2 protein-coding genes are annotated in these 13,338 nt (G+C 59.4%); both read right to left on the reverse strand.

What is annotated here, in order from left to right:
• Nucleotides 1-726: 726 nt before the first annotated feature.
• On the reverse strand, nt 727-2,055 hold the full coding sequence (locus HPY30_04625) for a hypothetical protein (protein QYZ65330.1): 1,329 nt from the start codon (nt 2,053-2,055) through the stop codon (nt 727-729).
• 72 nt (nt 2,056-2,127) lie between these two features.
• A complete protein-coding gene (locus HPY30_04630) occupies nt 2,128-13,323 on the reverse strand; it encodes a hypothetical protein (protein ID QYZ65331.1) in 11,196 nt (3,731 codons plus the stop codon).
• Nucleotides 13,324-13,338 lie beyond the last annotated feature (15 nt).

Raw genomic sequence — 13,338 nt, forward strand, 5'->3', positions numbered from 1 at the left:
CTCCTAACAAAGCTTTTTTTGGTGCTCTAGGTGAACCCTGGTGCAAATAATGCGCCATTTCCCTTAATGCATTGTATTGAAAGGATGTTTTATAAATACCTGGAATTGGGCATTTTGCTTTTGTAAAGAAATCCGACAGAATAGAATTTAACATCCTATTTAGTGGATTTTTTAGTTGTATACAGCCTCGTTTTCTCGTGCTTTTCCGAATATTTCCTCTGAATCAATAACATTGATAACCAGCTGTTTACATAGATAATTTTATTTAAAAAAACAGCAGAAACAATAGCCTGACTCATCACAGGATCTGGAGAGGAATTTTCGGGTTAAGCAATCCATATTTTATGTTGGATAATTCCCATAACCATCAATTCGCCGGGATATTCGCAGGTTAATACCAGTAAATCTCATGAATTGTCAGGGCAATCCCTAATGGCAACCCAAAAACCACTTTTAAAACACTGTAAAATTAATCGACTGGTCTAAATTTCTTCCAATCAATGGGACTATTCAAGACTACAAAACCGCCTTGTAGGGGATGGGAAAGCGGTAGATAAAATAGATGTTCAGCAAGCTGTTGTGACTTGGACATCAGTTCCGGAATAAATCAATGCCGACTTTTCCTGCGGGCACATACAACAATCTGTTTCAAGGCAACCTCCTTTTTCCTTCAAACAGCACTCCACCTACCGACCGGATCTGGCGGTATATCTGCCCGCCTGATAGCTAGGGTGTCTGGAAAGTCGCCTGGGCTTCGATAACATATCTGCCAGCCGCCAGGTTTACAGACACCTGTGCGGTACAACCTCCAAAGCCATCACAATTGCCAAGGATTGCCGTCTCAGTAAAGGGGAGACCTCCGGGACTCGGCTTGACGACCACGTCGACCGTGGTGCCCTCAGGCACCTCACTGGATGCCACATCGACCGCAACGATCCCGGGCGTTGGTAACAGAATATCCACCTCTCCCATCCACCCCTGGGGCAGTTCTGAAAGCAGTTCGCCATTGACCTGAGAAACCACCTCACCGGCAACGCTCGTGATCGCCACACTGGACGTGATCGGATTGGCCAATGGGCCTGGAGCTGGCACACGCGTAGCAACAGGGGTGGTATTGCTGCCTGGCAAGGTATTGGTAAAGGCTTCCAGGCGAATGGCGCCATAGGCTGCGGTGCCGCTACCTCTCAAGGCATTGACCGTACCAACTCCGGTGATGCTTTCCGCAATGACACGAATGGATCCACCACTACCAGCCGCGCCGCTGCTCGCGCAAGTTGAGAAATAGTAAAGACCGCCACTGGCGCCATTCGAATTGATGCTGCCATCAATGGATGCGGTACCGTTTACCGCGACAAGCAGTCCACCGCCGCCGCCGCCGCCACCACCACCGGAGCAACCAAGATCCACACTGTCAGAGCGCCCTCCACCACCACCTGAGCCTCCGATCATAGGCAGGAGTTCGGGAATGCCTACAAACTGGCCTGCCTGTGAGGCGCCAACAGGATCGAGGGTCGCACCATCCCCGCCGGCAGGCCCAAGACCGGCACCGCCGTCATTCTTGAAGTTCACCAGTTGATAGGCGCCATCACCCCCACGAAAACCGCCTGGTCCACCCAGACCGCCTATGCCATTACTCGCGGTTGAGCCTCGTGAACCCACTACAGCGTTAAGATCAATTCTATTGCCGGCAGCTATAGTCAGATCACCACTGACAAGCAGGGTAACAACCGTGTTGGCAGGATTGTGTTGAAAATTGATTACGGCATTCGTGGTGCTGCCGGGAACATCAAAAACCAGGAAGCTGTCGAAGATGAGCACCCCATCATCAGGTAGTGGGATCGTAATGATCTGCCCAATGCGCACAGTTCCTGCAGGCCAGGTAGCCTCAACGGCACTGTCAAAATCCCCCAGGCTGTTCGGGTTGCCCGCGCATCCGCAGATATCGAGGGAATAAGCGCTGCCGGACCAGGCCAGTAGCCCCAGGGCGATGGGTGCCCACAGCAAATGCCTCCTCGTCCAATACTTGAAGGGTGAGAAAAAGTCTGTTGATTTCATGACATGCACTCCCGAATTTTTCCCTTCTCTCTCAGAAAGAGGGCTGGTGTAAGCGGATTGAATAACAACATCTCACTGCACCTCCACACCGACAGATGGGGCCACCGTTGGCGGTAGTTCCCCTGTTGTAAAATCGCCGACCTGTACTTCAAGTTCGCGACTCTCATCACCAAAGTCGAGCCTGATGGTCGTCTCGCCGGTAATTCCGCTGATCAGGGTAAACGCTGCTGAAACCTCGCCGATAGGGATGCTGATCTGCGACTCCAGCACATCCGCGACATTGAAGTCACCGCTGGCGAAGGTCACAGTAACCTCGGAAACCGCCGGCTGATCGAGCAACCTCACCGTCGCCAGGGCCTGATCCGCTACCGACAGTTTCACTTGACCTACTGAAGGCAGCGACAGCAACCGTATTCCGACCGGTCGTGCAACCGTTGGCGGCGCCGTCTCCACTGAAGGCAACCCGACGAACACCGTAAGCTCACGCACCAGGCCATCGGCTGTCAGAGTCAGAACGGCCGTTCCCTCAACGCCGGTCACCAGCGACAGGACAGCAGACTGACCTCCGGATGGGATGACCACCGGTCCGGCGACGTCGGCAACAGCAGGATTATCGCTGGTCACCGTCACATTCATATCCGCCGCCGCCGGAGTATCCAGCAGCAACAGAGTGATAGCTCGAGCATCGCCGGCAGGCAGCATGACCTGGCCGACGGAGGGTGCCTCGGGTATCACCACACCTACAGGTGCGGCTACCAACGGAGGTTCGGTGCCAGAAAGAGGTAGTCCGACGGTCACTGTCAGCACTCTCACCTCTTCCCCGGCCCTCAGGATCAGCTCTGCCGTCCCCTCTGCACCCGTATCGATGGTAAGCACGACAGTTACCTCGTTTTGCGGCACCATCGGGCTACCGAGAATATCGGCGACAGCCGAATTGTTGCTGCTGACGATCAGGGAGGTATCGGCTGTCGCTGGTGAACCAAGTACTGTCAGAACCAGAGTCCGCTGGCTGTTTGCCGGCAGGATCACACGACCCAGGTATGGCGGACTCTGTACCATCGTCCCCACTGCCGGTGCCAGTGGCCGCAGCTCCTGGCCACTCAGCGGTGTGCTGACCGAAATCACGACAGCCTCAGTACCGAGAATTGAATTCACCAGTACACTGGTACTACCCTCGGCCAAACCATTCACCGGTACGTCGATGGCCGGCGAACCTGCCGTCAGGATAACAGGCGTGCTCGGCACTTCGGCCACACCCGGATCCACGGCAATAAGGTCGATGGTCAGATCCTCACCCAGGGTGGTCGAGATCGACAGATTCAGATCTGCCGAGCCGCCCAACGGAACACCCAGCAGTTGCGGCGTTACCCTGAGACCCACACCCACATTCACCGTCACGGCATCCTGTGCAATCTCGACGCCACTGCTGTTGCGTGCCGACGCGATAATGTTCAACACTGGCACATCCGCTGCGGCCGGAGTGGTAAAGGCTGCAACGAAGGGTGGACCCGCCACCGGTGCCAGCTCAACGCCGTTCACCGTGAACAGTACACTGGCTACGCCGAGTCCCGCACTGGCGCGAGCGTCCAGATCGATTTCAGTGAGTTCCGGCACTGTCTCTCCCTCTGCTGGAAAGGCGATGGAAAAAGCGCCGGTAGTGAAACTGAAGTTCAGGGTACCGGCCAGGGGATTACCTGCCAGATCGGTGATGCCGTCGGTCAGGCTGGTAACCACCAAGGTATCCAGCGGTAGTGGCATGTTCGGCAGGAAGCTGGCCTGGGTATCGCCACCTTGCAGCTCGAGCGTACCTGCCAACGGATTGCCGCCGGCACTGACCTGGAAGGTTGATCCATTGAGCGAAGCGGGCGCTATGGGCTCACTGAAGGTCACCCGAACCAAGCTGGCGATGGAGACTCCCGTTGCCCCGTCCAGCGGAGAGATGGCGGCCACTTCGGGCGGCGTCATATCCGGCGAGGCGGTGGAGAAGCCAGAGGTGAAGGACGCCGTCAATGTGTTGCCCGCAGAATCGGTTACCGCCGTATCAACGGTCAGCATATAGTCTGCAGCCGGCTCCAGAACACCGTCGCTGGGCACCAGCGTCACCAGAGTATTGTCGGCACTGAAGGTGAAGTCCACCGGTTCCATACCGCCGTTGACAAGGGTCAGGCTCGCAGCCGTCACCGAGGCGGGATCGATGGCTTCGCTGAAGCGCACTACGACCGTAGCTGCCAGATCGACTTCGGATGCACCATCGGCCGGAGTCACCTCGATGACCTCGGGGCCGACCACATCGAGAATATTCACGCTCACCGGTGTGGCGTTGGCCAGGTTGCCACCCAAGTCGCGTGCCGTCGCGTTCAGGGTCACACTGCCGCCGGCGGGTGGCGGGGTAGCGATATTGATGTTGAAGACCTCGCTGACATCAACCCCGACAGGCACAATGACACGGGTTTCCGAAACCGTTGCCGAACCGCTGGCACTCAGGGAGATCTCCGTGATGCCGGCATTATCCGAGGCATCGATGGTCACTGCCAACGGAATACCAGGGTCATGATCGCTGCCCGCCGTGGGACTGCCGATTGTGACAATGGGTGCAATGGCGTCAGCCACGGTCATCGTGACCGTCTGCACCACACTGGTATTGCCGGCGGCATCGATTGCGGTCACGCTCAAGCTCAGATCACCGGGTTGGGTCGCCGCCGGAATCGGGATATTGAAACTGACCTCCACCGGCGTGGCAGGATTGGCGAGCTCCTCGCTCCCGCTAAGATCACTGCGTACGCCGCTGGAAACATAGCGAACCTCCTGCACTCCGACATCGTCTTCAGCCTGTACCGTCAGGGTAAGCGTTGCCCCCGTATCAACCGTCGTACCCGGTTGTGGTGCCAGGATGGATGCCACAGGCGGCTCCACGTCACCGACATCGAGGGTCAGGGTACTATCGCCGCTGCGGTTCCCCACACCATCGATGGCCACCCCAACCACTTGGATCGTACTGTCATTGGCAGCCGCCGCCGGGACAGTGAAAGAGAAGTCCACAGTCACGCCAGCCCCGGCAGGACTCGCCGGCACCAGGCTGGGACCGAGATCGAGCCCATCGCCCGTGGCGCGGAACTCCAACCCAGCTACATCGACATTGTCGCTGGCCGTGGCCCGAACCGTTACTGCCTGACCCTGCAATACACGGTTGGCCCCGCTGATCGTTGCCAGTGAATCCACGGCGGGTGGGAGAGTATCGGCAATCTGCAGGATACGCACAGGCGATACTGTCGAGTTACCCGCAGCATCGGTGGCATTCGCTGCAATCTGGATCGTACCCGGCGCCTCGAAGGCACCTGGAATGTTCAGGGTGAAGACCTCGGTAGCCACCGACTGTGGTGGGCTCAGGGTCCTCGCCGTGCACTCGGCAAGCGCCGGCGTGCAGTTCAGGGCCAGGGTGGTGACGGCCAGATCATCGCTGGCCGATACCTGTACATTCACGCTCGCACCTGGAACCACCTGTGCATGATTCACCGGACTGTCGATAGCCACTTGCGGCGCAACCCTGTCTTCCACCGGCAGGATCAATCTTGCGGATGGGCTGATCTGGGCCAGGGAATCGGTCGCAACTGCCTGCACGGTCAGGGTCTGTCCGGACGGGGCGTTGGCGGGCACCGTGATATCAAAGTCCGTTGTAAACTGGGTCAGGCCGGGAGACGGCGCGGCCGTCTGCGAGTCATTGAGCACACCGATGGCGGAAAATGAAACCGGACCGACCTCGAGGTCATCGCTTGCCGTGGCCTGGAAACTGCAGGTCTCACCGGCCCCGACGCTGTTCCCGCATGTGAGGCTGGTCAACACTACTGACGGTGGCTGGTTGGGCAGCACATCGATGTCCAGCAGTGCAGGCACCGAACGGTTGCCGCTGTCATCCACGGCAGTGGCTGTAATCTCGACGCGCGGGACGCCGACCGGCAGGGCCACATCCACAAGGAACGGCGCCGCATCGACCACCGCCGGGGCCTGCCCGTCGATAACATATTCCATGCGCGCCAGATCCGTACCCGTCACGTCGGGCATCACGCTGACACTGGTGCCTTCAATAAGTGTGGGCGTTCCCTGCAGGGCGAGGAAATTCAACACTGGCGCCAACGTATCGACCGTGCTGAACTGGGCGCTAAACGGGAGATTCTCCAACGCATTCCCGGCCAGATCCCAAACATTGTCTGCAACGACCGTATAGGTCCCGTTGGGCTGGAGGAAATCATCTGGCGTGAAGATCGCCACGCTATCGCCGAGGGTCATGGCCACCTGACCGGCAACCGGCTGGCCGCCGTCATCCAGCAGTGACAGGTCGATGGACGCCTGGATCGACTCGGAGAAGGTCAGACGCACTACCTCTTGCGGAATCACCCCGGTCTCACCCGTCTGCGGACTGATGGAGGAGACTGTCGGCGGGATAATGTCCGCAGTGCGGAATATGCTGATATAGGGGTCGAGCAGCTGCAGTCCGACCAGATCCCGCGGACCGGCCGGTGCGCCATCGACCGTAAGGCTATAGGTCCGGTCACTCTCCAGTGGATCAGTTGGGGTAAATACGGCCCTCGTATCCCCATCGAAGAGAGTGATCGTACCCGTCACCTGAGTACCGCCATCCATCAGCCGGACACTCCCGAGTGAACCCTCCTGCATGGGTTCGCTGAAAAGGATCTCGACAGAAGCGTCCACTGCCACGCCGCTCTCACCTTCTTGAGGCGTAACCGTCAATACCCGAGGCGCGCTGTTGTCGAGGGTGAGGTCAGCGAAATCCAGATCGGGATCGGCGACAGTCAAAGTACCGGCAGCCTGACGAACACCTGCGCTCTCCGGCTCGAAGGCATCCAGCGTGACTGGCCCCAGAGGAATGCCAAGGAACTCGAACTCACCGGTCAGGTCCGTGGTGATCTGCAGAACGCCGGATTGCAGTGAACTCTGGGGCTGAAAGTGTAGCGTCACATAGGTACTGGCGGCAGCCGTGAAACCATCCGGCAGCAGCATGCGCCCGCGCACTGAACCCGTATCACCCAGCTCAACGGTAATGGGTACACTCTGGTCTGGAATCTCGATAACACCGGTACTCACGCCACTCACCGGCCCCGATTCGGCAGAGACAAAGAATTCACCCACCGGCACTCCGGGGAAGCTCACCTGACCGCTGGCATCGGTGAACGCCGTAAAGGCCCCGCCAAAGGGGAGTCGACCCGCTTCACCAGGCAGCCTGGCGCTGGCTATCAAATTCACCCTGGCACTCGGTTCCAGAACAGCGTTCGCATCCACTACAACCACTGTCACCTCACCGATCCCGCGCAAAGTCAGGGTCACCGCTGCTGTCTCGCCGACCTGCCCGATGGAGGTCTCGCCGGCCCCACCATTGTGTTCATTGGCCAGTGAATGCGCCTGGAGGTTGTAATTGCCCAGTTTCAGAAAGTCAAAGGTAAATTCACCATTAGTATCGACCACGGCCGTACGCGAACCACCCGTTCCATTCAGGGTGACCTCCACGTTGTCCACCGGGTTGCCGTCGGTGCCCAGCACCTGTACCTGTACCGCACCAAAACCCTCCAGAATGATATTCTGGACATCCAGGTCGCCTTCGAAATCGATCGTACCGCCGGCATCGCCGCTGAACCCGGTGGACACATCTGTAGCCGACAGGAAGAAACTGCCAACGGTAACGCCGTCAAAATGGAAGCTGCCATCCACCCTGGTGGTGGACTGGAGCCGCACCGCTGTCACACCCGAACCGGTGAGAGAGACGCGCGCCCCGGCGACCGGGGTCACGCCGTCAGCCTGGGTCACAAAACCCTCCACGCTGCCGCGGCCAAACTGGATGATGGAGATGTCCACCAGGTCACCCTGCACGAACAGTTCCCCGCTGGCCCTGCCGAGCCTGCCGGTAAGGGGATCGCTGGCTTCGACAGTGAACGGCCCGACTGGAACCGCATCGATCAGAAAGCGCCCGTCCGCATCCGTGTTGGCGTAGGCCAGGACGCCTCGAGCATTCAGCGTAACGTTCGCGTTGGCTACAGGCGTGACACCATCGGCGGCAAGATAGGTGCCCGTGATCGTCCCTGCTCCCTGCAGAGTGAGCACCAGGTTAACTTCGCTGTCGCGAAGAATATCCCCGCTGGCCCGCCCTTTGAGGCCGGTCCCCTGCTCCTCTGCCATGACGCCAAACTTCCCCTCGGTGACGTTGAAAAATTGCACCTCGCCTGCCGCATTGGTGACACCATCCAACTCGTCACCCGGGTAACCTGAACCATTGAGTGAAACATTGACATCGGGCACCAGCGACCCATCCGGACGCTTGACGATCACCCGGGCGTCTCCCAAGCCGAGCAGGCGGATCTCTATATCGGTATTTTCGCCGGCCAGCACCACCGCCCTGGCTTGGCCTGTGAGACCGCTGATGGGATCGAGCGCGGTGAGGGTGTAAACGGATTTGGGAATCGGGAAGCTGCTGACAAATCGCCCGTCGGGATCAGTACGAACAGTGATTCCATCACCATAATCAATGGTCACATCCACGTTGGCCGGTGCCGGTGTCACGCCATCGGGCAGAAACACGGTGCCACTGAGGGTGCCGCTGGTCTCCGCCAACAGCGGAAACTGCAGGACGATATTGTCCCAATTCGGGGTGTTGACGTTGAGTTCACCTGCAAAGGTCGGGCGGCCTGGCTCCAAGGTGCTGGCGGCCTCCAGTTGGAAAGTTCCGGAGCGAATGCCGGTGTTCTGGAAAGTATCCAGATCGAACAGTGCGATACCGCCGTAGGCAAACTCGCCCGTATCCAGGTCGGTATCCATTCGACCGTGTTCCTTGAACTGGGCCGCCCCATTCTCCGCCACCCCGAGGGCGGATATGCGGGTGCTGGCAGCCGCAGGCAGACCATTGCCCGCCAGCGTTACACCGGAAACACTGCCAAGCGGCAGGTAATCGATGTCGGCAAAGACAGTGGTGCTGTTCTGGAACAGGTCGACCTTGGTCCAACCGAAGCCTTGGGAGAGATCGGCCTCCGGCGGCCCGCTGAGGAGAGTTTCGCTAACGTTGAAAGCGGTTTCCAGGGCATTCTGGTAGGCGGCCAGCGCCGCATTGTCATCACTGAAATTCGGTGCCTGAGCCTGGCAGTTCAGATCCGCTGGTGGATCGGGTGGTATGGCGGTAAAGGCCGAACAGGCCGGGATGCCACGTTTTTTCATGAATTCAATGAGCCCCTGTTGGCCGGGGCCCGGCGCCTGCAGGAGATACCCACCCAACGGCCGGTCGGGAAGGCGGAACTGGCCCGCGTTATTGGCGAAGACGAACTCGAAACCGCCAGAGCGGACGATGCGCACAGTGGCGCGTGGCACCGGGTTGCCGCTGGCATCGCGCACCGTGCCCTGAATCGTGGCGCGTGCCTCCAGGGTAATGGCAATATTCACCGTCTGATTGGAGAGGACTGTTACGCTCTGACTACCGCGCCGCTTGGTCAGCGGATTACCAGCCTCGATGGTACGTTTGCCAGGCGGCACACCTTCGATACGGAAGAAACCATTGGCATCGGTCACCCCAAGGGAGATCCCCCCCGCAACCAACGCACCCTCTACCGGGACGCCCAGGGCATTGTAAACCACTCCTTCGACCGCACCGTTCTCCTCCAGGACCACCACCGCCGAGCTGGTGATCCCGGCGACAACCTGCACATCACCAGCCACGCCAAGCTGAGCGCCGGTAGGATCGAGGGCAACCACATCATATTTGCCGGGCACCAGGTTCCCGAAGTCGAAGGAACCCGCTTCGTCGCTCTCGGCCTGGTCCACCGCGCTGACGGTATTGGTTATGCGGTCGTAACTGCCCACATAGACAGAGAACCCCTCACCCGGTGTGCTCCCATCAGCGAGAAATACCCGTCCGGTCAGGTTGCCGAGTTCGCTGGTCTGCAGAATCAACTGGATATCGGTAACCGCCTCCTCCCCTGCCGACTCGACGACACCGGAAGCCAGACCGAAGGCCCCCTCCCCATCGAAGGAGCGAACACTATAGGTACCTACCGGCACATCCGGGATGATGTACTCACCCAGGGCATCAGTATTGGCACCCAACCCACTACGGGGCATCTGTGGCGATGCAAGCAGCACCGGGGCACCGGCAACAGGCAGACCGGCGGCATCCGTCACCTGCCCACGCACCGAGCCTTTGCCGCGGAAGGTCGGAAACAGCAGCATCTCTTCACCCGGTGCCCGCACTTTCGCCGTCAGCGAAGTAAAATCCAGGGTCTCCGGGTGCTGGGCCTTGAGCTTGAAATAGCGGCCGATGCGGCGCACGAAATCGAAATCGAAGTTGCCCTCACTGTCGGTGTGAATGCGGGAGACATCGAAGGTGAAAAAGGGACTGATCACGACGGTGAGATCGAACAGGGCATCTGGCACCGGCTCCCCGGCAGCGGTGCGTAATTGACCGAAAACATGGGCGCCATCGGCAAGCACCGTCTCGATAGTACGTGTATCCGCCGCCAGCAGGTTGCCGCGCTCGTCGGCAATAGCGGAAATCGTAATACCACGATCGATCAGGGTGCCGATCGGCCGCTCCAGATAGAGATAGGCCAGGCGCCCGCTGGGTTGCAGCACAGCCCCCAAGGCACTGTTGGACTCGATAGCATAGTTGGCGGTTTCAGTCGCTGTCGCTTCTGTGACCGGCTTGTCGAAAAGCACACCGACCAGCAGACCGTAGGTGGCAGGATCGAAGATATTCCCCGGGTGGCCCAGATTGTAGGATTCGAGCTGGCGCACTGTCAGAACCTGTGGAGATGCTTCGGTTATCAGGACGTTTGCCGCAGGTAGCGTGGCATCGGTAACCCCGTCGCCATTACTGTCCACGACGAGATCGAAACTGTTGGCCTGACCGAGCCGGATCGTGATCCGGGCCGTCCCACCGGGTCCGATGCCCACGCCGCTATAGCTCAATAGCGTCACCTCGCCCACACCTGTCGGCACGCTTACGCCGAGATCGAACTGGCCCGATCCGGTTCCGGTTACCTCGACAATGTATTCCAGGGCATCGAGGCGCGATACCAGGGCGAGATCTGCCCGTCCACCGTTAGTGATGATGGGAACCACTTCCGCGTAGGGCAGCGTCTGGCCAGTGCCATCCGGTCCCGGACCCGGACCCGCAGCATTGCCCGCCCCGTCCAGGATGCGAAGCTCCACCGGTGCCGGACCGATACCCAAGCCTGCTACCGCGGCCAGATGCCCGTCCCGAGTTACCGTCTGGCGGGCGAAGGCGTCGAGGAAATCGAGCAGGCTGGATGCAGTAACCCCAGGCGCGAACTGGGCGCCGAACTCGGCAGCCAAGGCCGCGCCGGCATTGCTTTGGCGTAGTAATTGATCGAAGCCGTTATCCAGTGCGCGGTCCCCCAGCCAGTCGAGCAGCAGATCCTGCAGCACATCGGCCAGCGGTTCTCCGAAGGCCACTCGTTGCCCCGCCTCACCCAGTTCACGGCCACGGTCGATGACGGTCTGGCGGCGCACGAAGGCCACATCCGCAGGCAGGGCACCAGAAGGCGCGTTCGCGATGCTGTAGGCCTGCCCCAGTACTCTGAGTACGGCACTGACCAGCCCATCCGGCAGGAATCGGGTGGTATCCGGCAGCACGATGGCATTGGGTGAAAGCGGGATACCCCGCTCACCCACCCCGGTGGTGATCTGGAAGCGGCCGGTCACACCCGGCTCCGAATTAAAGGAGGCAGCGGTGACCTGCCCGGTTTTCTGAGCAATCAGCGTGAACTTCTGGGTGAAGGAGTCCCCCGGCAGCAGGGTGTCGATGACGATCGTCGGCTCGGTATTGGGATCCAGAACAGCTCCGGACACACCACGCTCGTCGAGATTGACGGTCACCAGGTTTGCAGCCGTGGTCGAAGTGTTGGTGATGGTGGCAAAAAGATTGTAAGGCTCTCCGGAACGGATAGTGCGCGGATGGGCCAGGGTGATATCAAAGGTTGGATCGCGCACCAGCACTGCGCCGATGGCCGCACCCTGGATCTCCACCGGCCCGGAGGGCAGGCCTTCAAGGATACCGCTGAGTGCGATATCGACAGTATGGAAACCCTCACGCAGACCTTCGACCAGGAATTCGCCCGCCCCTTGATCCTGGGGTGGGATAACTCCCACATCGTCCGCCGTTCCCAGCGCTCCATCCGGACCTGGCAGCATGACATCAATGACAGGTTGCACACCGATCCCTTCAATACGGGCCAGACGCAGTGGATCGTCACCAGGCTGTTCAAATGTACCCGAAACAAGATCTTCCCCCGACGGCAGGGTGATCTCAGCGGTTAGATCGCGCACCGAGAGCAGCGAACCGTCCGGGGCGACGTTCGCCACCGTCACCATCACCGAGAAGAACTGGTTCAGAAAGGCGATATTTCCTGGGATCACCACCAAGCCGGTGATGGGCGGGGCGCCAAATGGCCTGGGGCCTCCATCGTCGGCCCCGGCCTCCATAAAAGGGATGGCGGCAATCGAAAAATTGAGTCCGGGACGATCGAAATCATCGGGCAGCTCAACCACCTGCCGCTCGTTCAGTTCGGCATTGACCCTGCTCAACAGTCCGATCAGCTCTGGAGTGGTTTGCTGGAATGCCAACAGCTCCCGGGTCGGCAATGCCACTGGAAGCCTGATCTTGAACGTATTTCCATCGACGTTGAGGGCAAGTTGGAACTCGCGTATATCGAAGTTGTTCTCGTCGATGACGATGCCTTTCTCCCGAATCTCGTCCAGGGTCAGCGCACGGGAGGTGACGCTGGTTACCAGGATCTCGCTGATCACCTTGATGGGCACCAGGCCCGGCTCGCCGTCGAGCAGCGTCTCGCCGTCTTTCACCAGCCGGATCTGGTCCAGGAAATAGTCGCCGGGCAGGGCAAAGGGCGGGATGGGGAAAGGATCTCCGGGACGCACCTCGATATCGATGGCGGGAAGTGAGGGACCGCGCAACTGGGCCTGCACCCGGGTTTCACTACGCAGACGATCCAGCGCTGCCTGAGCCTCGGGGCCGGCCCCCGGAGGCAGGCTCAGTTCGGTGTTGACTATGGTTGGGATGTCCTTTGGAACGGTCAGGGCGGGAGGGTCGACGGTAAGCTGGACACCGATGATGTCGAACTGAAGTTCTGCGAATGATTGAGCACCTGCTATCCCGTTCAATAGCAGCAACAAAACCATGCCAAGCAGGGAGATCATGCTCGGATTCAGTCTCAGCCATTGGTACTTGTGACTTTTCATCGCATTTTTCCGGGT

The sequence above is a fragment of the Gammaproteobacteria bacterium (ex Lamellibrachia satsuma) genome (assembly GCA_019623805.1).
Lineage (GTDB): Bacteria > Pseudomonadota > Gammaproteobacteria > Chromatiales > Chromatiaceae > QGON01.

What these genes read in the sequence shown, in the direction of transcription:
- HPY30_04625 (QYZ65330.1), bottom strand. Translation starts at nt 2,055, where the DNA reads ATGAAATCAACAGACTTTTTCTCACCCTTCAAGTATTGGACGAGGAGG.
- HPY30_04630 (QYZ65331.1), bottom strand. Translation starts at nt 13,323, where the DNA reads ATGAAAAGTCACAAGTACCAATGGCTGAGACTGAATCCGAGCATGATC.